At 71.6% G+C, this 21,580-nt stretch carries 21 protein-coding genes; 13 read left to right on the top strand and 8 right to left on the bottom strand.

The window, feature by feature from the left end; translation table 11 throughout:
- The first annotated feature begins 6 nt into the window (after positions 1 to 6).
- The 3 genes from ACFP2T_RS08735 to ACFP2T_RS08725 are packed head-to-tail and all read left to right on the top strand — an operon-like array spanning position 7 to position 2,857.
- Positions 7 to 906 carry a carbohydrate ABC transporter permease gene (locus tag ACFP2T_RS08735; RefSeq protein WP_377419508.1) on the top strand — a complete coding sequence of 300 codons (900 nt, stop codon included), beginning with the start codon at positions 7 to 9 and terminating at the stop codon, positions 904 to 906.
- Positions 903 to 1,802 (top strand): carbohydrate ABC transporter permease, encoded by a 900-nt coding sequence (locus ACFP2T_RS08730; protein WP_377419506.1) that lies wholly within the window; start codon positions 903 to 905, stop codon positions 1,800 to 1,802. Before ACFP2T_RS08735 ends, ACFP2T_RS08730 begins: the two co-directional genes overlap by 4 nt.
- On the top strand, positions 1,799 to 2,857 hold the full coding sequence (locus tag ACFP2T_RS08725) for a hydroxyacid dehydrogenase (protein ID WP_377419504.1): 1,059 nt from the start codon (positions 1,799 to 1,801) through the stop codon (positions 2,855 to 2,857). Before ACFP2T_RS08730 ends, ACFP2T_RS08725 begins: the two co-directional genes overlap by 4 nt.
- A gap of 93 nt (positions 2,858 to 2,950) precedes the next feature.
- Here ACFP2T_RS08725 and ACFP2T_RS08720 read toward each other — a convergent pair whose 3' ends face one another.
- Together ACFP2T_RS08720 and ACFP2T_RS08715 are read right to left on the bottom strand one after the other, a co-directional pair.
- Positions 2,951 to 5,320, bottom strand: a complete 2,370-nt coding sequence (locus ACFP2T_RS08720) for an ABC transporter permease (protein WP_377419502.1) — start codon at positions 5,318 to 5,320, stop codon at positions 2,951 to 2,953.
- Between the two features lie 145 nt (positions 5,321 to 5,465).
- Positions 5,466 to 6,158, bottom strand: coding sequence for an ABC transporter ATP-binding protein (locus tag ACFP2T_RS08715; RefSeq protein WP_377419500.1), 693 nt, complete (start codon positions 6,156 to 6,158; stop codon positions 5,466 to 5,468).
- A 211-nt stretch (positions 6,159 to 6,369) separates the two neighbouring features.
- Here ACFP2T_RS08715 and ACFP2T_RS08710 point away from each other — a divergent pair, with 211 nt between their 5' ends.
- The 5 genes from ACFP2T_RS08710 to ACFP2T_RS08690 all read left to right on the top strand — a co-directional run bounded on the left by ACFP2T_RS08710 (position 6,370) and on the right by ACFP2T_RS08690 (position 11,511).
- Positions 6,370 to 7,686 (top strand): sensor histidine kinase, encoded by a 1,317-nt coding sequence (locus tag ACFP2T_RS08710; protein ID WP_377419951.1) that lies wholly within the window; start codon positions 6,370 to 6,372, stop codon positions 7,684 to 7,686.
- Positions 7,683 to 8,351 (top strand): response regulator, encoded by a 669-nt coding sequence (locus tag ACFP2T_RS08705; protein ID WP_377419498.1) that lies wholly within the window; start codon positions 7,683 to 7,685, stop codon positions 8,349 to 8,351. The genes ACFP2T_RS08710 and ACFP2T_RS08705 overlap by 4 nt, the downstream gene beginning before the upstream one ends.
- An 80-nt stretch (positions 8,352 to 8,431) precedes the next feature.
- Positions 8,432 to 9,313 (top strand): Gfo/Idh/MocA family protein, encoded by an 882-nt coding sequence (locus ACFP2T_RS08700; RefSeq protein WP_377419496.1) that lies wholly within the window; start codon positions 8,432 to 8,434, stop codon positions 9,311 to 9,313.
- A gap of 126 nt (positions 9,314 to 9,439) precedes the next feature.
- Complete coding sequence (locus tag ACFP2T_RS08695) at positions 9,440 to 10,447, top strand: NAD-dependent epimerase/dehydratase family protein (protein ID WP_377419494.1); 1,008 nt, start codon at positions 9,440 to 9,442, stop codon at positions 10,445 to 10,447.
- 8 nt (positions 10,448 to 10,455) lie between these two features.
- The gene (locus ACFP2T_RS08690) at positions 10,456 to 11,511 is read left to right on the top strand and encodes a dihydrodipicolinate synthase family protein (protein WP_377419492.1); all 1,056 of its coding nucleotides are present in this window, start codon (positions 10,456 to 10,458) and stop codon (positions 11,509 to 11,511) included.
- 28 nt (positions 11,512 to 11,539) lie between these two features.
- Here ACFP2T_RS08690 and ACFP2T_RS08685 read toward each other — a convergent pair whose 3' ends face one another.
- The gene (locus ACFP2T_RS08685) at positions 11,540 to 12,766 is read right to left on the bottom strand and encodes a hypothetical protein (protein ID WP_377419490.1); all 1,227 of its coding nucleotides are present in this window, start codon (positions 12,764 to 12,766) and stop codon (positions 11,540 to 11,542) included.
- A gap of 81 nt (positions 12,767 to 12,847) precedes the next feature.
- Here ACFP2T_RS08685 and ACFP2T_RS08680 point away from each other — a divergent pair, with 81 nt between their 5' ends.
- The 4 genes from ACFP2T_RS08680 to ACFP2T_RS08665 all read left to right on the top strand — a co-directional run bounded on the left by ACFP2T_RS08680 (position 12,848) and on the right by ACFP2T_RS08665 (position 16,557).
- Complete coding sequence (locus tag ACFP2T_RS08680; protein WP_377419488.1) at positions 12,848 to 14,026, top strand: DegT/DnrJ/EryC1/StrS family aminotransferase; 1,179 nt, start codon at positions 12,848 to 12,850, stop codon at positions 14,024 to 14,026.
- Positions 14,027 to 14,123: 97 nt separating this feature from the next.
- Positions 14,124 to 15,020: a dihydrodipicolinate synthase family protein gene (locus ACFP2T_RS08675; RefSeq protein WP_377419486.1), complete on the top strand. Its 897-nt coding sequence runs from the start codon at positions 14,124 to 14,126 to the stop codon at positions 15,018 to 15,020.
- The gene (locus ACFP2T_RS08670) at positions 15,017 to 15,829 is read left to right on the top strand and encodes an amidohydrolase family protein (RefSeq protein WP_377419484.1); all 813 of its coding nucleotides are present in this window, start codon (positions 15,017 to 15,019) and stop codon (positions 15,827 to 15,829) included. The genes ACFP2T_RS08675 and ACFP2T_RS08670 overlap by 4 nt, the downstream gene beginning before the upstream one ends.
- Positions 15,826 to 16,557 carry an amidohydrolase family protein gene (locus ACFP2T_RS08665; protein WP_377419482.1) on the top strand — a complete coding sequence of 244 codons (732 nt, stop codon included), beginning with the start codon at positions 15,826 to 15,828 and terminating at the stop codon, positions 16,555 to 16,557. Before ACFP2T_RS08670 ends, ACFP2T_RS08665 begins: the two co-directional genes overlap by 4 nt.
- A 37-nt stretch (positions 16,558 to 16,594) precedes the next feature.
- On the opposite strand, the gene ACFP2T_RS08660 is transcribed toward ACFP2T_RS08665, so the two are convergent.
- The 3 genes from ACFP2T_RS08660 to ACFP2T_RS08650 form a co-directional block, all read right to left on the bottom strand.
- Positions 16,595 to 16,885: an STAS domain-containing protein gene (locus tag ACFP2T_RS08660; protein ID WP_377419480.1), complete on the bottom strand. Its 291-nt coding sequence runs from the start codon at positions 16,883 to 16,885 to the stop codon at positions 16,595 to 16,597.
- A gap of 122 nt (positions 16,886 to 17,007) precedes the next feature.
- Positions 17,008 to 17,181 (bottom strand): hypothetical protein, encoded by a 174-nt coding sequence (locus ACFP2T_RS08655; RefSeq protein ID WP_377419478.1) that lies wholly within the window; start codon positions 17,179 to 17,181, stop codon positions 17,008 to 17,010.
- Between the two features lie 34 nt (positions 17,182 to 17,215).
- Positions 17,216 to 18,136: a 1-phosphofructokinase family hexose kinase gene (locus ACFP2T_RS08650; RefSeq protein ID WP_377419476.1), complete on the bottom strand. Its 921-nt coding sequence runs from the start codon at positions 18,134 to 18,136 to the stop codon at positions 17,216 to 17,218.
- Between the two features lie 278 nt (positions 18,137 to 18,414).
- On the opposite strand from ACFP2T_RS08650, the gene ACFP2T_RS08645 reads away from it, so the two are divergent.
- On the top strand, positions 18,415 to 19,590 hold the full coding sequence (locus ACFP2T_RS08645; protein WP_377419474.1) for a UDP-N-acetylglucosamine--N-acetylmuramyl-(pentapeptide) pyrophosphoryl-undecaprenol N-acetylglucosamine transferase: 1,176 nt from the start codon (positions 18,415 to 18,417) through the stop codon (positions 19,588 to 19,590).
- A 165-nt stretch (positions 19,591 to 19,755) separates the two neighbouring features.
- On the opposite strand, the gene ACFP2T_RS08640 is transcribed toward ACFP2T_RS08645, so the two are convergent.
- Positions 19,756 to 20,703 carry an acetyltransferase gene (locus ACFP2T_RS08640; RefSeq protein ID WP_377419472.1) on the bottom strand — a complete coding sequence of 316 codons (948 nt, stop codon included), beginning with the start codon at positions 20,701 to 20,703 and terminating at the stop codon, positions 19,756 to 19,758.
- A 192-nt stretch (positions 20,704 to 20,895) separates the two neighbouring features.
- Positions 20,896 to 21,573 (bottom strand): hypothetical protein, encoded by a 678-nt coding sequence (locus ACFP2T_RS08635; RefSeq protein ID WP_377419470.1) that lies wholly within the window; start codon positions 21,571 to 21,573, stop codon positions 20,896 to 20,898.
- Positions 21,574 to 21,580: the final 7 nt, after the last annotated feature.

Raw genomic sequence — 21,580 nt, 5'->3', positions numbered from 1 at the left:
ATGGACATGGTCGCGCTGCCCGACCACCGTCGTCGACGCCTGCGTCGCCCGTCGGCACGGGAGGCGGGAACGGCACTGCTCTTCATCCTGCCGTGCCTGGCGCTCTTCGTCGTGTTCCGGTTCGGGCCCGCGATCGCCGGGGTGGTGCTCGGCTTCACCGACTACACGATCGGCGGTGACACCGGCTGGGTCGGGTTGGAGAACTTCCGCCGGCTCGTCGACGACCCCACCTTCTGGTCGGCGGTACGGGTGACGGTGATCTTCACCCTGCTCTCCGTACCGCTGTCGATGCTCGCCTCGCTGGGGATGGCGCTGCTGACCCGGCGGGCGTTCCGGGGCGCGAAGATCTTCCGGTCGATCTTCTTCCTGCCCGTCGTGACCAGCCTCGTCCTCGCCGGGGTGGTCTTCACCTGGGTGTTCTCCGAGGGCGGGCCGTGGTCGGGCCTGATGGCCGGCCTCGGCCTGCCGGCGGGGTCGTGGTTGGCCGACAGCTTCCTGGTGATCCCCGCGCTCGTGTTCGTCTCGGTGTGGTCCCGGTTCGGATACGGGATGCTGATCCTGCTCGCCCGGCTACAGGCGATCCCGGCCGAGTTGGAGGAGGCGGCGCTGACCGACGGCGCGTCCGCCTGGCAGCGGTTCCGGTACGTGACCCTGCCGCAGCTGCGACCCGCGCTGTTCTTCGTGGCCATCATCGAGACGACCGTGTCCTTCCAGGTCTTCGACACCATCTACGTGATGACCGGCGGCGGCCCGGTGCGGGCCAGCTACACCCTCGTCTACCTGCTCTACGACCAGGGATTCCGGTACTTCGACCTCGGCTACGCCAGCGCGATCGGAGTCGCGTTGTTCGTGATGACCGTCGTCGTGGCGCTGATCCAGCGCCTGACCCTGGGGAGGGACAATTGACCGAAACCCTGGTGCCACCGGCCGCCGCGCCCGCCCCGTCGATCCCGTCGGGGCGTGGCCGGCGACCCTACCGGCCCCACCGGGCCAGCCGCTCCTGGCAGCTCGTCCGGACCGTGCTGCTGGTGGTCGGTGCGGCGATCACGCTCTTCCCCTTCTACGCGATGGTGGTGCTGTCGTTCAAGCCGACCGGACCGGTCACCTTTCCCGACAGTCTGCTGCCGTGGCCGTTCTCGGCCGAGGCGTACGACTCGGTGTTCGGGGCCAAGAGCGTGCTGCGCTGGGTCGGCAACACCCTGGTCTACTCGGTGGTCTCGGTGGTCGGCGTGCTGCTGCTGTCGTCGCTGGCCGGGTACGCGTTCGCCAAGAAGCGCTTCCCGGGCAAGGAGACGATGTTCTGGTCGTTCCTCGCGATGCTGATGGTGCCGTACCACGTCACCATGATCCCGACGTTCATCATCATCTCCGAGTTGGGCGGCGTGGACACCTACTGGGGCCTGATCCTGCCGACCCTGGCCAACGCGCAGGCGGTGTTCCTGATGCGCCAGTTCATCGCGTCGCTGCCCGACTCGCTGTTCGAGGCGGCCCGGCTCGACGGCTGCTCGGAATGGCGGGTGTACGTGTCGATCGTGCTGCCGCTGATCAAACCGATCCTCGCCACCCTCGGGGTCTTCGTGTTCCTGTGGCACTGGAACGACTTCCTCTGGCCGCTCATCGTCGGGCAGAGCACCGACATGCGCACCCTGACCACCGGCATCGCCTCGCTGCAACAGGAGAACGTGCCGCTGAACATGCTCCTCGCCGGCTCGGTCATCGCGTTCGTGCCGATCTTCATGGCGTACCTGGTCGGACAGCGATATTTCACCGAGGGAATCGCCACCTCGGGAATCAAGGGGTGAACCGGGGGAGCGGGGCGGAACCGGAGCACGGTGGACCAGCGGCCGGCGCGGCGCGCACCATCGCCGTGGCCGCCCCGCCGGCACTGCGCTCGCTGTTCTTCCCCGGAACACTCTGGAAGGAACTGACCTCCCTCGGCCCGGTACGCCTGCCACCGGACGGAGCCGATCTCGGCGACCCGGCCGTCCTCGCGACCCTGCTGCGCGACGCGGCGATCGTCGTCACCTCGTGGGGCTGCGCGCCACTGTCGGCGCCGGTGCTCGCCGCCGCGCCCCGGCTCCGGCTGCTCGCCCACACCGGTGCCTCCGTCAAGCCGTACACCACGCCGGCCTCCTTCGCCCGGCCGGTTCGGGTGACGCAGGCCGGCGACGCGATGGCGTACGCGGTGGGGGAGCAGGCGCTCGGGTTGACCCTGGCCCTCCTCCACCGGGTGCACCGGTTCGACCACTCCCTGCGTACCGGTGCCGAATGGGCGGTCGCGAAGACCGCTCCGCCCCGCCGGGAACTGCGCGGCAGCGTCGTCGGGGTGGTGGGGGCGTCGCGCACCGGACGGGCGTACGCCGCACTGGTCCGCGCGTTGGGCGGGCAGGTGGTCGTCTGCGACCCGTTCCTGACCGGCCCGGACGCCGACGGGCTCGGCGTCCGGCGGGTAGGGCTCGACGAACTGCTCGCCGGCTCGGCCGTGGTGTCCCTGCACGCGCCGGTGCTGCCGGGCACCGCCGGCATGATCGGCGCCCGGGAACTCGCGTTGCTGCCCGACTGCGGTCTGCTGGTCAATACCGCCCGGTCGGCGCTGGTGGACGGCGACGCGCTGCTGGCCGCCCTACGCTCGGGTCGAATCGACGCCGCGCTGGACGTGTTCGACGAGGAGCCGCTGCCCGTCGACCATCCGCTGCGCCGGTTGCCGAACGTCCTGCTGACCCCGCACGAGGCCGCGGGTACGGTCGGATCGCGTCGCCGGGCCGGCGAGATCGTCCTCGCGGAGCTGCGACGGTTCCTGGGCGGCGAACCGCTGCGGCACGAGGTGCTTCCGCAGGACCTTGACCGGATGGGCTGAGCGTCGCGGCAGCAGGGGTGGCGGGTCGCCGGGTGCCGTCCGCGGCCACCTCGCGGACGACACCCGGCGTACCCGTCGTTCGGGACCGCGGTGCTATTCGGTGCGTAGTGCGGTGGCGGTACGGGTCCGAGCGGCCCAGCCGGCGGGTAGGAGCGCACCCAGGACGGCGATGAGGAGGCCCCCGAGGCCGAACAGCACCAGTTCGGCGGGGTGGTAGATGTTGATGACCGAGGCGGGTAGGTCGAAGCCCGTGACCCGGCCCATCTCGCCGACGATCAGCTTCTGCAGGACCACGCCGACGGGCGCGCCGATCGCGCCACCGATCAGGCCGGTGACGACGACCGAGGCGATGACCATGGCGATGGTCTGCCGTGGGGTCATCCCCAGCGCCTTGTGTACGCCGAGGTCGTGAACGCGTTCCCGGGTCTCCAGGACGACCATGTTGAGTACGCCCAGCGCGGCGACGGTGATCAGCATCAGGGTGAGGAGGGTGGTCAGCGTGTTGATGACGATGAGGACTTCGGGGATCTCGTCCTCGGCGATCTCCGCGGTGGCCCCCGCCGACGCCAGCGCGGTGTTCAGGCCCTCGACGTAGGCGGCCGGGTCGGTGCCGGTCTTGAGGGTGATCTCGTAGGTCATGGGCCGCAACTCCGGTTCGGCGGCCGTGAGCGTCGCGACGGCGGTGAGGATCTGCATGCCTCTGGACTGGATGTTGAAGGCCTCGCCGACGATGCGGACGGTGATCTGTGTGCCGTGGCTGGTCAGCACGATGGTGTCGCCGACCTGGGTCTGGGTGGCAGTCAGGAACGGCTTGGCCACGACGATCTCGTTGGGTTGGGTGAACCACCTACCGGAGACCATCTCGTAGCCGTAGGAGGAGTTGTCGCCGGTCAACGCGAGGGTGTCGAGGGCGCTGGTGAGCCCGGCGGTGGTCACCTCTGTCTCGACGGCGCCGCTGTATCCGCTGGTTCCGGCCTGTGCGGTGATCGCCGTGGCGACGGCCACGGGGTCCGGCGCCTGCGGCGGGCCCGGGGCGACCCCGGGTCCGCTTCCGGGCGGTGGTTTGGCCATCCGGCCGCCCGGGTGGACGATGACGTCGCCATGACTTTCCGAAGCCTGGACCTTGTTCAGGGAGGTGCCCAGTCCGACGGCGAAGGTCGCGGCGGCGGCGCCGAACGCGATCGCCGCGATGATCGTGGCCGACCTCAGGGCACGGGCGAACGGGTGGGCCAGGCCGAGGGTCACCGGTCGGGGTAGCGGGAGTCGTGCGGCCAGCCGGGCCGCCCACTGGCCGCGGCCGGGGCCCGGGGTGCGCCCGACAGCGAGTACGTCGACGGTGCGCAGCCTTCCGGCCCGTGACGCCGCCGCCCACGCGGTCACTGCGACCAGAGCCAGCGCCCCGGCGATCACCACGATGTTGACCGACGGGGCGACGCCGGAGTCTGCCGTGCCGTAGACCTCGTTGGTCTGCGCCAGGATCGGGATGATCAGGAGGTTGCCGGCGACGACGCCGAGCGCGGCGCCGGCCATGGCGGGGATCAACGCCTGGACCAGGTAGGCCCGGACGACCTGGCCGGGGGTGAACCCGAGGGCCTTGAGGATGCCGATCCGGTGCGTGCCGGTGCTGACCGCGCCGGTGATGACGTTGCCGATGATGAGGATGGCCATGAGTACGCCGAGCACGCCGAACGCGATGAGGAACGGCACCAGCAGCACCGTGTTCCCGGCGCTGTTGGTTCTGGTGGTGAGCCAGGACCGCGTGCCGGTCAACGCCCCCGCCGGGACGCTCGCCTCCACCGCGGCGCGGCCGGCGTCGACCTGCGTGGCCGTGGCGTCCGTGGCGAAGCGGTAGAGCATCTGGTACCCGCCGGTCGCGCCCGGAGCCGTCAGTGCCGTGATCTGTTCGGGGGTCACCCAGCCGCCGGCGGTCTCGCTGACGGACCGGGCCACCCCGACCACTGTCAGGGTGGGGCTGCCGGGAAGGTCCGGCAGTCGCAGCACGTCGCCGACCTCCGGCTGTAGAACCTCTGGGAGTCGGCTGTCGGTGTGCAGCACGATCTCGCCGGGGCCGGTCACCCAGCGCCCCTCGGTCGGCGTGACGGCGTCGACCGGTCCACCCGGGTCGGCCCGTCCGGCCACGGTGATCGATTCCATCTCTCGACCACGACGGTCGACCGGAGTGATCGACGCGGTCGGGAACGGTCCGGCGGCCGCGGTGACGCCGGTGGCGTTCGCGGACGCCGACAGTTGCGCGGCCGTGGTCCTGGTCGCGTCGAACTGTGCGGTCAGGTGCGCGCCGCGCTGCTGGGCGAACGCCCGGTCGAACGGTGCCCTGGAGGCCACCATCAGCGACCCGCCCAGCACGGCTGCCGATACCGCGATCATCACGACCAGCCCGATCACGACCGTCTGCACGCGGCGACGTCCCACGCCGGAGCGGACCACCCCACCCAAGGCGCTCATCGGCCCGCCTCGCTTCGCTCGGCGTTCCGGTGAGCCTTGCTGAGCCGGCTGACTCGCTCGCTCCGCTCGTTCATCGCCCCGCCTCGCTTCGCTCGGCGTTTCGATGAGCCTCCCCTGAGCCGGCTGATTCGCTCGCTACGCTCGCTCATCGGACCGGCTCCATGGCGGTGTCGGCGGCGACCCGACCGTCGACGAGTTGGACGGTGCGGGTCGCGCACGACTTGGCCAGGGCCAGGTCGTGGGTGACCAGGACGATGGTCTGGCCGTCGGTGTGCAGGTCGTTGAGGAGTTGCTGGACCTCCTCGCCGGAGGCGGTGTCCAGCGCGCCGGTCGGTTCGTCGGCCAGCAGCAGCGCCGGCCGGTTCATCAGGGCCCTGGCCACCGCGACACGCTGCCGCTCACCGCCGGACAGCCGGCCCGGGTAGGCGCCGGCGTGCCGGTCGATGCCGAGCGCGCCGAGCAGTTCCGCCGCGCGGCGCCGCGCCGCACCACGGGCCATCCCGGCCAGCTGCGCCGGCAGCATGACGTTGTCGGCGACGGTCAGGTCGTCCAGGAGATTGAAGAACTGGAACACCATGCCGACCTTCGCCCGGCGGTAGCGTGCGGAACCGGCTTCCCCCAACTCGTCGACGCGGACACCATCCACGGTCACCGTGCCGCTGCTCGGCCGGTCCAGTCCGGCGACCAGGTTCAGCAGCGTGGACTTGCCGCTGCCGGACGGTCCGAGAATCGCGACAGCCTCTCCGGCGGTGATCCTCAGCGACACGTCATCCAGCGCTGGCGGCCCCTCGTCGTACCTGCGGCTCACAGCACTCAACTCGATCACCGGCACGGTCATGGTGGATCTCCTTCGAATTCGTACACACATCTGGCTGGCTGAAGCTAGATCCGCTCCGGGAACGTGCGCGTCGGCCGTCGGAGGCAGATTCGGTACCAGGTAGGGATGAGGCGGGCGGGCGTCATCCCTGCGATGTAGTCGACGGAGGTAGCCGGGGTGGTCGGCTCGGCCGATGTCGCGGCCCGGGAACGTTGGCGAGAATGGCCTGGTGATGAACGTGGCGGTGGCCGGTCGGCTGCGGACCGGGCTCAGGCTGCTGCTGCGCCCGTCCGGTCCGCTGCCACCGCTCTCGTGGCGTGGTCAGATATTTGACGTGATCGTGGCGCTGAGCCTCGTCCTCGCCGCGGTCATGGAGGGCAACGACCGCGGCGCGGAACGCCGGTCGGTCGTCGTCCTGAACGACTCGGACCTGCCCATGCCGCCGATCCGGCCGCCCCATCCGGTGGCCGAGCCGTTTCTGCCGATCGAGGACTACGAGATCGGCTGGACCGTCGTGATGCTCCTCGTGGTGGTGCTGCCGTTGGTGTTTCGCCGCCGGTATCCGCTCGCGGTGCTGTGGATCGTCCTCGGCACGGCCCCCCTGGCGCACGACTACAACGCCGCGCTGAGGGTTTCCTTCTATGCCTGCGTCATCGCCGCCTACACGGCCGCCGTCTACAGCCCTTACCGAGTACCGGCGCTGGCCAGCCTGCCGATGGCGGCCTACCTCTACACCCAGCTTCGCGAACCGGCGGTGCCCACCGTCCCGGAAAATGCCGTCTCGTTCCTGATCCTGATCCCGATCGGCGTCGCGGCGAACGGCCTGCGGCGGTGGAAACGCCGCGCCGACGAGGACCGCGCCCGGCTTTCCGCGCTGGAACGCGAGCAGGCGGAGGCGCTGCGCCGCGCCGCCGAGCACGAACGCGCCCGGATCGCCCGTGAGCTGCACGATGTGGTGACGCACAACGTCAGCGTCATGGTCATCCAGGCCGGCGCCGCCCGGAAGATCATGCCGACCAGCCCTGGTCAGGCCCGGGAGGCGCTCCTCGCCGTCGAGGCCGGTGGCCGGGCGGCGATGGCCGAACTACGCCACGTGATGGGGCTGTTGACCATGGACAGTGACGGACCCGAGCCGGCCGCCACGGCCGGCCTGGCGCCGCAGCCGGGCCTCGACCGGTTGGGGGCACTGGTGCAGCGCGTGCGCGACACCGGGATACCGGTCGAGCTGACCGTGACCGGTCAACCCCGTCCCCTGCTGCCCGGCGTCGAGTTGACCGCCTACCGGGTGGTCCAGGAGGCGCTGACGAACACGGTCAAGCACGCCACCGGCGCGACGGCCACGGTGCTTGTCGAGTACCGCACCGACCAACTCCGGGTCGAGGTCAGCGACACCGGTGGCGGTCCCGACGTCTCCGCCGCGAACGGCAACGGTCGTGGGCTGATCGGCCTGCGGGAGCGCCTGGCGGTCTACGGCGGTACCCTGCACACCGGGCGACGCCTCACCGACGGCTACCGGGTCACCGCAGAGATCCCGCTGGAGGCGCCATGACCGGTCCACTGCGCGTCGTCGTCGCCGACGACCAGGCGCTGGTCCGTACCGGCTTCCGGATGATCCTGACCGCCGACGCCATCGACGTCGTCGCGGAAGCGACCAACGGTACCGAGGCCGTCGAGGCGGTCCGGCGTACGCTGCCCGATGTCGTCCTGATGGATGTCCGGATGCCCGAGATGGACGGGCTGGAAGCCACCCGGCGCATCCTCACCGGTGCCAGCAACGAACCGCGCGTGATCATCTTGACCACGTTCGACCTCGACCACTACGTCTACGCGGCGCTGTCCGCCGGTGCCAGCGGCTTCCTGCTCAAGGACGTCACCCCCGAACACCTGGTCGCCGCCGTCCGCATGGTCCGCTCCGGCGACGCGCTGCTGGCGCCCGCCATCACCCGGCGTCTCGTCGAAAGGTTCGCCAGCCGCAGCGCCGACACCGCCGCGATCCACCGCGACCTGTCCGCGCTGACCCCACGCGAACTCGAGGTCCTGCGCCTGCTGGCCCAGGGCCTGAGCAACGCCGAACTCGCCGCCCAGCTCTGCCTGTCCGAGGCGACCGTCAAGACCCACGTCGCCCGCATCCTCGCCAAGCTGGGACTCCGCGACCGCGTCCAGGCCGTCGTCGTGGCCTACGAGACTGGACTGGTCAGCCCGAGCGGGGTGTGAGACAGCCGCCTTTCCACACCCGTGCACCTCGTTGACCAGCGGTGGCGTGGCCGCAGCCGCCATGAGTAGCCTCTGCGGTCATGCGCATCTCGATCGCCGGGCTGGCCACCAGCCATCCCTACGCCGACGCCCGGACCCTGCGCCGGCACGCCGACCTGGTGGTCTGGGAGCCGGATCCGCAGCGGCTCGCCCGGTTCCTGGACGAGCATCCGGACGCCACCGTGGCGCCGGACCTCGCCGCGCTGCTGGACAGTCGGCCGGACGGGGTGGTGCTGACCGTGCCGCCACCGCAGGTGCCGGGGGCGCTCGCCCAGGTGCTCGACCGGGCGCTGCCCTGTTTCGTCAACAAGCCCGCCGCTGCCACGGTCGAACAACTGGACCAACTCGGCCGGGTCGTCTCGACAGCGCCGGAGCTGGTCCTGTCCACCTCGGTGCTCCGCTTCGCGCCGGACTTCGCCGCGTTCGCCGTACCGCGCGAGGAGGTGCTGGCGGTGCGCGCGACGGTGCGGCACGATGTCGGGCTCTGGGCCACCGGCTACAACCCGTGGCAGGACGATCCCGCCATCGGCGGCGGAACGCTGGTCATGATGGGCCTGCACGGCGTGGAGCTCCTCGTCGCACTGCTGGGGCCGGCCGTCCGGCTGGTCGGCGCGGCCACCGCGACCCGCAGCTACGACACCCTGCGCTCCGAGGACACCGGTCTGCTGACCCTCCAGTGGTCCGACGGCGTGCCCGGCACCGTCGAGGTGCTCGGGGTCAGCGAGGGCGAGGCGTACGAGGTCACGGTCCACACGTCCACAGGGGAACGACGCGTCGCGCTGCACGGCGGAGAGGACGAGCTCGGCTACCGGGCCACCATCGAGGCGTTCCTCGCCATGGTCGGCGGGGCGGCGAGTCCGGTCCCGTGGGCGCAGACGCGGGCCGTACTGGGCGTACTGGCTTCGGCACGCGCCCACCACTGACCACCGGCCTCGGCTCACCGGGCGTTCGACGGAACCCGCGGTCGGCGGTCCGGACCTTGACGACCTCTCCCGCCCACGGTTACGGTCAGGGCCGTTAATCGGAAGGGGTTGCATCGAATGCGATCGTTGGCGGAGCTCGAGGAGCGACTGTCGCGCCCACGCGACGTGCTCGTGGACGATCTGCGCAAACTCGACGGCGACATCCTGGTCCTCGGCGCCGGAGGCAAGCTCGGGCCGAGCCTGGTCCGGTTGGCGCTGCGCGGCGTCGCGGCCGCGGGCACGGACGCCCGGGTCATCGCCGTCTCCCGATTCTCTGAGCCGGGCCTGGCCGACGCGCTGCGCGGCGCGGGCGCCGAGGTGGTCGAGGCGGACATCGCCGACGACGACTCGCTGGCCGCACTGCCGCAGGTCGCGAACGTCGTGTTCCTGGTCGGATCCAAGTTCGGCACCTCGGGCCGGGAGCACGCGACCTGGGCCACGAACACGTACCTGCCCGGCCGGGTGGCACAGCGCTTCGCCGGGGCACGCCTGGTCGCGCTCAGCACCGGGAACGTCTATCCGTTGGTGCCGGTCGCCTCCGGCGGCTGCGACGAGCAGACCCCCGTCGCACCGGTCGGCGAGTACGCCATGTCCTGCCTCGGCCGGGAGCGCATATTCACCCACTTCGCGCTGCACGGCGACACCGCGCTGGCCCTGGTCCGGCTCAACTACGCGGTCGAGATGCGCTACGGCGTCCTCGTCGACCTCGCCCGCGCCGTCCTCGCCGGGGAGCCGATCGACCTGACGATGGGACACGCCAACTTCGTCTGGCAGGGGTACGCCAACGAGGTCACGCTCCGGGCGTTGCACCACGCGGCCACGCCGCCGTTCGTACTGAACCTGACCGGACCGGAGCTGGTCTCGGTCCGCCAGGTCGCGACCGCGCTCGGTGCCCGGCTGGGCCGCGAACCGGTCCTCGTCGGCACCGAGGCACCCACCGCCCTGCTGTCCAACGCCACGCTCTGCCACCGGCTCTTCGGCTATCCGGACACCTCGCTCGGCGAACTCGTCGAACAGACGGCCGGCTGGGTCGCCGACGGGCTGCCGTTGCTCGGCAAACCGACCGGATTCCAGCGCCGCGACGGCAAGTTCTAGGAGAGCCAGTGCTGACTGCCCCGAGCCCTCGGCACAGCGCCGCCCTGTCCCGGTTCCGGCGTGGCTGCGTGATCCCCGCGCATCCGCTCGCCCTCGACGAGCGGCGGCGCCTGGACGAGCGGAGGCAGCGGGCGCTGACCCGTTACTACCTCGCGGCCGGTGCGGGCGGGATCGCGGTGGGCGTACACACCACCCAGTTCGCGATCCACGAGCCGAAGGTCGGGCTGCTGGCGCCGGTGCTGGAGCTGGCGGCGGAAACCGCCGCCGGCTCCGACGCCGTCCTCGTGGCGGGTGCCTGCGGACCCACGGCACAGGCGGTCGCCGAGGCCGAACTCGCCGCCTCGCTGGGCTACCACCTGGTGCTGCTGTCGCCGGACCCGAGCCTCGACGAGGACGGTCTCGTCGAGCGCGCCCGAGCCGTCGGCGAGGTGCTGCCGGTGGTCGGGTTCTACCTGCAACCGGCGGTGGGTGGCCGGGACCTGTCGCGCGGGTTCTGGACCCGGCTGGCCGGGCTCGACTCGGTGGTGGGGATCAAGGTCGCCCCCTTCGACCGGTACCGCACCCTGGACGTGCTGCACGGGGTCTGCGCCGCCGGCCGCGACAGCGACCTCGCGCTCTACACCGGCAACGACGACCACATCCTGGCCGACCTGGTCGCGCCGCACCGGGTCATCTCCGACGGCCGACCGGTCGAGGTGGAGTTCGTCGGGGGCCTGCTCGGGCAGTGGGCGGTCTGGGCGCGTACCGCGGTCTCGCTGCTGGACGAGGCGCGCCGGGCCCGGGCTGGTGACGACGCGACACTGCGCCGGCTGCTCACCCTCGACGGTCACCTCACCGACGCCAACGCCGCCATCTTCGACGCGGCCAACGGCTACCACGGCTGTATCCCCGGCATCCAGGAGGTGTTGCGCCGGCAGGGGCTGCTCGCCGGGCGCTGGTGCCTGGACCCGGCGGAGGAGTTGTCGCCGGGACAGTCCGCCGAGCTGGACCGGGTGCACCGGGCCTATCCGCACCTGCGCGACGACGACTTCGTGGCCGCACACCTCGACGAGTGGCTGGCCTAGCCGTCCGATACGCCGTCAGGCGGCTTCGTTACAGGGTGAGGCGGTAGAGCGTCAGCGGACGACCGCTGGTGCCCAGGGCGAGATTGCCGGTCCGTTCGGCCAGGCCGGCGAGTTCCAGCCGGTGCAGCATCCGGCGTGCCGTCCGCTGTTGCACGTTGAGCTGGTCGGCCACCTCGCGGGTGGTCAGCGGGGCGGTACCGACGGCGTGGCGCACCTGGCGCAGCCGCAGCAGGGTCGGCACCGAGAGGCCGACCCGTTGCGCGATGACGGCGAGGTTGACGTCCTGCGTCGGCGGCACCGGGGTGGTCGACTCGAGCACGATGTCGGTCTCCCCACGCAGCGACAGCACCGCCGCGGCGGATCCGACCCGGCGGGCCCGGCTGAGCGCCCGGCGGGCGAGGTTCTCCGCCTCCGCGGCGCTGCGACCCAGCCCGAAGCCGATGTGCACGGTGTCGTGCCGGTCGGTGAGGCGGCGGAGCATCGGCAGTGTGGTGAAGCCGGCGGTCGCGTCGTGCAGCGGCCCGCGGGTCGTCACGATCAGGTGGGTTCCACGGGTGAACCGGGCCAGCGTTCCGCCGAGCGCCGCGACCTCCTTGAGCAGCCCTTCGTCGCCGTCCGGCACGTCGGCCAGGCCGAGGGCGATCTGGGCGTCCTCCTGCGCCTGACTGCTGGCCTGCAACAGCAGTTGCCGCAGCGCGGTCCGTACGGAGTGGTTCGACGGCGCGAGGCGCAGCGCCGGCATCTCGTGGCGCAGCACCTCGAACACCGAGCTGAGGCAGGTCACCGCCACCGTGGCCGGAGTGCCGCCACGGCGCTGGCGGCGGTGGAAGGCGATCAGATCGGCGGAGGTCAGCCCGTTGCGGTACGGCAGCGAACGGATCCGCTCCACGGGGAGACCGGCCTCGGCGAAGGTCGTCGTCACGTCCGCCGTGGTGACCGTGTCGATGGAGATCAGGCCGGGGTCGTGGCCGTCGCGCAACAGGCGTACGGCGGCCTGGAGCAGGGTGGCCCCGGTGTAGTCGACGAACGTCGCCGGCCGGGTCAGCACGTCCGCCTCGCGGGCGAGGGCGTAGGGGACGACTCCGGTGAAGAGCCACGCCGTCACCTGGCCGCCGTGGGCCTCGACGATCGCCGGGGCCTGCGACTCGTGGTCGTAGTCGAAGCGACGCGCCTCGACCCCCGGCTGCTCCTCACAGGTAGCGGCGACGTCGTCGACCAGGTCATGCGGTCCGACTATGCCGATCTCGACGGCCACCCTCAGCCTCCAATGCAGGTTGCGTGACGCACATCCAACAGATTACGGTCTGGTCCGGTATCCGCGAAGCCGGGAGGGTGGATGTCGTACCCCAGCATGATCGACTCCAGCGGCCGGACGCTCGGTACGGAGGAGATCGAAGCCGTCACCCGGGTTCTCCAGTCGGGCATGCTGAGCGCGGTGTGGGGCAAGGAGGTCCGCGCCCTCGAACGGGAGATGGCCGACCTGCACGGAGTCTCCCACGCCGTCGCGTGCAGCTCCGGCACCGCGGCACTGCACATGGCCGTGGCCGCCGTCGCGCCGGACCCGGGCGACGAGATCATCACCTCCCCGATCAGCGATTTCGGCACGGTCGCACCGATCCTCGCGCAGAACGCCGTACCGGTGTTCGCCGACGTCGATCCCGACACCGGCAACCTGGACCCGGCCGCGGTGACCGCCGCGATCGGCCCACGGACCCGCGCGATCCTGGGGGTCCACCTCTTCGGCGCTCCGGCCAGCGGCCTGCGCGAGGTCGCCGACTCCGCCGGTGTTCCACTGATCGAGGACTGCGCGCAGGCCTGGCTCGCCCGGTACCCCGACGACCGCCTCGCCGGCACCGTCGGCACCATCGGCTGCTTCAGCCTCCAACAGTGGAAGCACATCACCTGCGGCGACGGGGGTCTCACCATCACCGACGACGCGGCGCTGGCCCGCCGGATGCGGCTCTTCGCAGACAAGGGCTGGCCACGTGAGGGCGGTGTGCGCCGGCACGAGAGCCTCGGACTGAACTACCGGATGACCGAACTGGCCGGTGCGGTCGCCCGCGCCCAGTTGAGCAAGCTGCCGGGCGTCCTGGCGGACCGGCGCCGTACCGCGCGTCGGCTCTCCGCCGCGCTGGCGGACCTGCCCGGGGTACGCGTACCGGCCGATCCGGACCGGCACGCGTGGTGGCTCTTCCCGGTCGTGCTCGATCCACCGCTGACCAACCACGAGGTCGCCGCCGCGCTGGCCCGGGCGGGCGTACCGGCGCGGGCCGGGTATCTCGACGAACCGCTGCACTGCGCTCCCGCCCTGGTCGAGGCGCCGACCTACGGTGGCTCCCGCTACCCGTTGACCGTGCCGCCCGCCGACCGTGTGCCCGCGCTCGGCTGGGGGACCCGGCCCAACGCGGAGCGGCTGATCACGCAGACTCTGTTGGTGATCGACTGGAACGAGCGCTACACCGACACGCACGTCGACCAGATCGCCCAGGCGGTGCGGGCGGCGGTGACCGGGTGAGCGGTGCGGAGCGGGGTGGTGACGTGAGGGAGCGGAGCGAGCGAGCCATTGGGCTCAGCAGCGTGAGCGGGCGACCGGGGCACGGTGGGGGACGAACATGATCGACGCGAGGGCGGCGGCGCTACGGGACCGGCTCCGGTGGCGACTCGTCGCGGCGGCGGCCACCCCGACCACCGCGACCGGCGAGGTGGATCCGGCGGTCACCGGGGCGTACCTGCGCGGACTGGTCGCCGACGGGGCCGACGCGCTGGCGGTGCTGGCGCACACCGGGCGCGGCCCGTACCTCGATCCCAGCACGCGTGGCGAGATCATCGCGGCGGCGGTCCGCACCGGGGTGCCGGTCCTGGTCGGGGTGGGCGGTCGGTCCGACGAGACCGGTGACAGCGTCGCGGCGGAGGCCGTCCAGGCCGCCGAGCTGGGCGCCGCCGGGGTGCTGGTGTTCCCGGTGACCGGCGACCCGGTCGGACACCACGACGCCGTGTGGCGGGCGAGCGGGCTGCCGATGCTCGCCTTCGACCTCTACCTCCGGCCGTATCCCGGGCCCGAACTGGCGGCGCTGCTGGAGCACCCCGGAGTCGCCGGGCTCAAGGTCGCCCGACTGCACGACGCGATCGCCTGCCAGGCGGCGCTCGCCGCCGCGAACCGGGCCGACCGCCTGGCGGTGACCGGCGAGGACCGGATGTTCGGCCCGTCGCTGTTGTGGGGTGCCCAGGCGGCCCTGGTCGGCATCGCCGCCGCGGCGGTGCCGGTCACCGCCGCGGTGCTGCGGGCCTTCGCCGACAAGGAGTACGCCGCGTTCGTCGCCGCCTCCGGGCGGCTCGACCGGCTCGCCGAGGTCACCTTCACCGAGCCGATGGAGGGGTACGTGCGACGGATGCTCTGGATCGCGGCCAGCGAGGGACGGATCCCGGCGGAGTACGCGGCCGACCCGCACGGCCCCGCCCTGTCCGAACAGGACCGGGAGCGGGTACTGCGGGTGGCGGGGGCACGGTGACCGATCAGGTGAACTGGCCCGGGGGCGCGGCGACCCCGTTCACCCTCGACGACCGGAACCGGCCCGGGGGCGCGGCGAACCCGTTCACCGCCGACGATCTGCCGCCGGTCGGCCTCGACATCGACGTCCTCGTCGGGCGGTACGCCGACTGCCCGGGACCGAGCGGGGAGCCGGCCGACGTCGCCGCGACCCTCGCCGCCAACGGCATCGCGCGGGCTGCGGTGGCCAGCCTGCGCGCGGCGCTGTTCGACGTGCCGAGCGGCAACGACGAGACAGCGGCCCTCACCGGCCCCGGGGTCGTACCCGTCGGCGGAGTCGACCTGCGCGACCCGTTGGGCGCGGAGCGGGAGGTCGTCCGGCTCGCCGAGCGGGGCTTCCGGGCGGTTCGGCTGTTCCCCGACGATCAGCACGTCGAGCCCGACTTTCCGTCGGTGCGGCACGTGGCGCGGCGGGCGACCGAGGCCGGACTGGTGGTGCTGGCCGGCGGCGACGTACGCCGGTTCTGGCGCCCGCTGCGTGGCGCGACGGTGGTCTTCCTCGACACGCACTTCTACCACCTGGGCGATTTCGTCGTCGTGGCCAGGGACGAGCCCGGGTTCCACACCTCGACCCGGTTGCTCAACTCGCCCGACGCGCTGGAGACCGTGGTCGCGCAGATCGGCGCCGAACGGCTGCTCTACGGCTCCCGTACCCCGTTGTACGAGGCCGTGGTGCCCCGGCTGCGATTGGCCCGGAGCGGCCTCGAGAAGGCGGACGTGGCGGCGGTGGCCGGCGGTAACGCCCACCGGATCCTGGGACTCGACGCATGATCATCGACGTGCACGGCCACTGGGGCCCATGGTTCTTCAGCATGGAGGTCGGCGACGTCGCCACCAACCTCGCGGTGATGGACCGGTACGGCATCGACCTCACCGTCGTCTCGGCCACCGAGGCGGTCATCTACGACGTGACCGCCGGCAACCGGGCGATGGCCCGGATACTGGAGGGCAGCGACCGACTGCTCGGCTACCTCACGGTGAACCCGCGCCGGCTCGGCGACGCCGAACGTGACCTGCGCGAACTGCTGCCCTCCGGCAACTTCGTCGGCGTGAAGATCCACACTGACTACACCGGATCGCCGGTCACCTCGACGCAGACCCGGGAGGCACTGGCCATGGCCGCCGAGTACGACCTGCCGGCGCTCGTGCACACCTGGGGCCCCACCCCGCTGGACCTCGCCCAGGCCTGCGCCGACATCCCCCGACTGCGGGCGATCGCCGGGCACATGGGTGCCGACGGCTGGCGCCACGCGGTGGAGGCGGCGAACTCCGTCGACCGGCTCTGGCTGGAGCCGTGCTTCTCACACACCAGGGCCGGCCGGTTCGCGTCGGTCGTGTCGGCGGTGGATTCCCGGCGCCTGCTCTTCGGCACCGACGCGACGCTGATCGACCCGGCGGCCGCGTACGGGGCGGTGCTGGCCGCGAACCTGCCGGCGGAGACGGCCGAGCGGGTCGCCTGGCGCAACGCCGCCGAGCTGTTCCGGCTCGACCTGTCGTAGCGTGCCAACGTGGACGTAGCGGCCCCGCTGACCCTGATCAGCGGGTATGTCGGAGCCGTTGCGGAGGGACGCCGGCGGCGGTGAGCCGGCTGGCTATCGTCACGGAACGGGTGAAGAAGGAAACGATGACGTTGTCGTCGTCACCGACATGGCAGGCGGCCGCGAGCGTGCCGACACCGATCGGGTCCAAGACGGACACGTCAGACAGATCCACCATCACCTGCCAGGGGCGGACCTTGCGGACCGCACGCACAAGGATGTGTCGCAGTTCGGCGGCGCAGTCGATCCCGACCGGCCCGTGCGGCTGCACGACGAGAGTGCCGTCCACGACCGTCGACACCTCTACCAGGGTGTTGGGCACTGGACCGCCCTTCGTCACCGCAGACTATTTGAGGGGCCACCCTATGGAAGGTGAGAAACCTGTGTCGAGAACGACGGAAGAATTGCACCTCAAATCGATATCGTCACGGCGTAGCCGAACCACCCCAGTACGGTGAGGCCGCTGGCGCCGAGAAGCGCCGCGTTGACCAGGACATCATGGCGGCGGTCCAGCACCGTCGTAGTGAGGACCGACCAGGTCGTGTAGCCGAACAGCGCCATCGACACCGTGACGAGAACCAGCATTTGCTCACCTGCGCCTTCCGGGCCGGCGTCGACCTCAATTGATCGGCTGCAGCCGCACTTGATCGATGAGGGCCTTGATCGCGTCCGCCCTGCCGGTGCCAAGCCCGTGCCGGGTCACGTTGAGTGCACCGGCCGCCACGCCGGTACGGATCGCCTCGGTCAGGTTGCCGCCTCGCGCCAGGGCCGCCGCGACCCCGGCTGTCATGGAATCGCCCGCACCTCGGTGGTCGACCACCTGTAGCGGCGGCATGTGCAACTCCACCAACCGATCCTCGAACAGCGCCAGCGCCGGCTGGTCGGCTCGGCTGATCAACACCGACGTGGCACCCTCCGCGCGCAACTGATCCGCCGCAGCGACCAATTGAGCGCGGCTGTCGTCCGCAGCCCGGCCATCGGCGAGCAGTTCCTCGTGGCTGACCTTCACGAAATCGACTCCACCGGCGAGCACCGCAGTCAGGTGATCACCGGACAGGTCGGCCACCACCCGGCCACCGCCCGCGCGCAGATCCGCTGCCAGCCGCCGATACACCTCGGGATCGGCGACCGACGGATGAGCCGGGCCGCTGAGCAGACAGACCGAGGCACGAAGCCCTTCGGCCAGCGTCACGTTGTACAACTCGTCGAGGTCGTGGCGAACCAACGGTGCCCCCGGATCGTCGGCGATCTGTTCCCGCTGCCCGTCCCGACGATCGTGCACGTACCAGCCGCTGCCTCGATCGCGGGCAACGGTCCGCAACGTCACGTTCTCCTCGGCGAGAAGCTTCGTCAACAGCCCGCCCACCTCACCACCGACGGTGGCGCACATGGTCACGTCGACGCCGAGCGACACGAGCATGCGGGCCTGCCAGACGCCCTGGCCGCCCGGGTGCAGGTGCAACTCGAGGACATCTGCCTGCTGCTCGATCGTCACCGTCAGCACCGGAGCCGGCGCGAAGACCATTACGGGAGCTTCCATGGCCGCCCGTTCTCCACCCTGCCGGACGAGCACGAGTCTTCCGGATGGCCGGCTGGTGATCGGCGCGTGAACACCGCGTTTACGGCCACGCGGGGGCACGCCGTGCTGCCGGGTTCGTTGCCCGGCGGGGGTGGGACGGTCGGACGCCGGCCGGGGGAGCCCCGCCGGGCCGGGCCGATCGGCGGTGACGTTTCGAACAGGAGGATGATCAATTCTTGACGGGATCCTCACAGTCGCTGAGTATCATCGCCAATCCGGACGACAACTGGTAAGAGGGCATGGTTATCTACAGCGCGGAGCGTCTCCGCAAGATCCGCGTAGTCGTCACCGGCGGCGGTACGGGTGGACACACCTATCCGGCGCTGACCACGATCCGTACGCTGCGGGCCCGGCTCGCCGTGGCCGGCACCGAACCGGAACTGCTCTGGGTGGGCGTCGCCCAGGGACTCGAGGCCAAGGTAGCCAAGCAGGAGGGCATTCCCTTCAAGGCGATCGTCACCGGCAAACTGCGCCGTTCGCCGAATCTGCGCGAGTTGGGCCGTAACATCGCCGACGCCTTCCGCATCCCGCTCGGCATCCTCCAGGCGGTCATGATCGTTCTGCGTACCCGGCCCGCCGTGGTGCTCTCCACCGGCGGGTACGTCTCCGTTCCGATCGGGATCGCGGCCTGGGCGACCCGCCGGCCTCTGGTCATGCACGAGCAGACTCTCACCGTCGGGCTGGCGAACCGGATCCTCGCCCGGATCGCGACCCGGGTCCTGCTGAGTCACGAATCCTCCGTCGACCACCTGCCCGAGCGGGCGAAGGGTCGGGCGGTGGTCACCGGCAACCCGATCCGGCCCGAGATCCTGGCCGGCGACCGTGACCGGGCACTGGCCGCCTACCGTTTCGATCCACACCTGCCGCTGGTGTACGTCACCGGCGGCGCCCAGGGTGCCGTCCAGGTCAACAACCTGATCGCCGAGATCCTGCCCGACCTGCTGCCCGGTTGTCAGGTGCTGCACCAGTGCGGCGAGTACTCCTTCGACCGGATGCGGCAGGTCGCCGACGGCCTACCCGGGCACCTGCGGGAGCGGTACCGGGTGGTCGACTACGTCCACGGCGACATGCCGGACGTGCTCGCCGCCGCCGACATCGTGGTGGCGCGCAGTGGCGCCGGTACCGTCGCGGAACTCACCGCGCTCGGTAAGGCGTGCATCTTCATCCCGCTGATTCCCACCGGCGGCGACGAGCAGCGGCAGACCGCGCGGCACCTCGCCGAGGCGGGCGCGGCCCGGATGGTCGCCGGCGCCGACGCCACCCCCGAGCGGCTGCGTGAGGAGATCGTGACGCTGCTCCAGCACCCGGACCGACGCCAGCAGTTGGCGGACGCGGCGTGGCAGCACGGCCGCCCCGACGCCGCCGCGGCGGTCGCCACCGCGCTCATCGACGCGGCCGGACGGTACGGCTCGTAGGTCGGCGCCACAGCCGGTCGGCGTGCGGACCGGTCGACCACACCGTGCCCCAGCGGAGACAGAGCCGCCTGACCACCCATGTCCCGGCGGACAGAGCCACCCTGACCAGGAACGAGTCGGTGGAGAACGGTGCGCCCTGGCAGGACCAGGGCGCACCGGGACGATCTAGTCCTGCTGGCCGGCGGCGACTGCGAAGCCAAGCCCCGCGGCCGGGCCGGATCCTGGATCCTCGGCGGGTTCGAAGGCGACTCGGCACCGCAACTGCCGGAACCCGGTCCGTTCCAGTTCCGCCACCACCATCACCCGGTGGGCGTCCACGTCGGCGATGACCTCCCGGGCGCCGCCGTCGGCCAGCACCCGGACCGCCTCGGCCAGCAGCTCACCCCGAACGGATTCGTCGAGCAGGCCCAGGTAGGCGAGGAGCGGATAGCAGGCATCCCCTGCCGTTCCGGCCAGGCCGACCGGCTCCCCGGCGTGCAGCGCGATGCGCCAGTTCCCGGCCGGGCCTTTCAGCCAGGCCAACGGGTCGGTTGCCAGGTCAACCCCGGCGACCGCTCGCGCCACCTCCACCCCGGTCAGCACGTCCGGCTCCGCGATCCGGGCAACCAGGGCGTTGATCTCCAGCGGATCGGCGGCCGGGCGGAAGGTGTACCGCCCGGAGGACGCCGGCAGTGGCGTGCCCGTCCAGGAGCAGCGGACCCGTTCTCCCCGCTCGACCAGCCCGGCGAGCCGGGCCGCCGCCATCGGTGCCTCGACCACGGCCAGCACCTCCGGCCGGCGCCGCCAGTGCGCCGGCATCGAGGCGTAGTACGGTCGGGGACCGCCAAGGGCCTCGTGGGCGGCGCGCAGCAGCGCGGCACCCACCTCCGGCTCGGCGTCCAGGTCGAACCTCTCCAGCCACGGCACACCCACGGAACCCGGCGGGAGGACCCAGGCCGCCCGGCCGACCACCCGGCCAGCCTGGAGGGCGACCCAGGTATTCTCGCGCCGGTAGCCGCCGCCGGCGATCCCGTCGGCGTAGCCGACCTTGCGCAGTTGGGGCAGCGGATCGGGCATGGACTCGAACAGACTTTCCTCGCCCGCGACGAGCGGACGGATGACCAGACCAGTCATAGGGTGATCCTCCGGAAGGCAAGCGCCCCGGGTCAGATCCGCGCGGACGCCGGTGCGCGGAGGGGGCGCAGAACATCGGACATGGTTCTGACCTCCTCCCAGCTCGACGGCGTGCCTGGCAACCTAGTCGACGTACCCGCCCGACGCAACAGGCGACGCGCCGGACTCGGCACGTCCCGGTGTGACCGGGCTTCAGGATGTGGCGGGAGCGGTCCGGCGCAGGCACTGCCAGGCCAGCAGGGCGTACCACAGCATGACCGGCAGATGGAGTCCGTAGCCGAGTTGCTCCGGCGCCGACGACAGGGAGTCGGTCCCGGTGGTCCACGGCACGGTGACGGCCGCGAGTCCAGACGCGGCGGCGAAGGCTCCGGCACGGCGAAGCCAGCGCGACGTGGTGAGTCCCACTGCGGTGACCGCTGTGGCGGCGACCCAGAGCAGCCCGGCCAGGTTCACGGCCCACTTCGCGGTCAGCAGCGTCCCCCGGGCCACGTGGTTGGTCGGGCCCAGGGGCTCGCCAGCCAGTTGGGTCAGTGCGAGGTTACCGGCGTCGTGGAGCAGACCGGCCAGCCCCGCGGCGGCCAACAACCCACCTGCCAGCACGGCCAGGTGGGGTCGGACCACCGAGTTCGAGCCGGCCAGTGTCAGCCCGGCCGCGGTCAGTGCCAGCCAGCCGAGAACGTCGAACGCCAACTCGGTCAGGTGCAACCCGACGTTGTCGCGCACGGCGGTCAGCGCGGCGGCCGGGTCGGCCGGATTCAGGGTAAGTCCCGATGGCACCACGATCGCCACTCCGGCCAGTATGGCGACCATCGAGGTCAGCAGCAGTGCGCCGGTGAGTCGGGCGCCGGGATTCCCGTCAAGCGGTGTCATGGTGGGC

Source organism: Plantactinospora solaniradicis (assembly GCF_042658085.1).
Lineage (GTDB): Bacteria > Actinomycetota > Actinomycetes > Mycobacteriales > Micromonosporaceae > Plantactinospora > Plantactinospora solaniradicis.
Note: the sequence above shows the minus strand (reverse complement) of the source record. Positions and strands in the feature narration are given on the sequence as shown.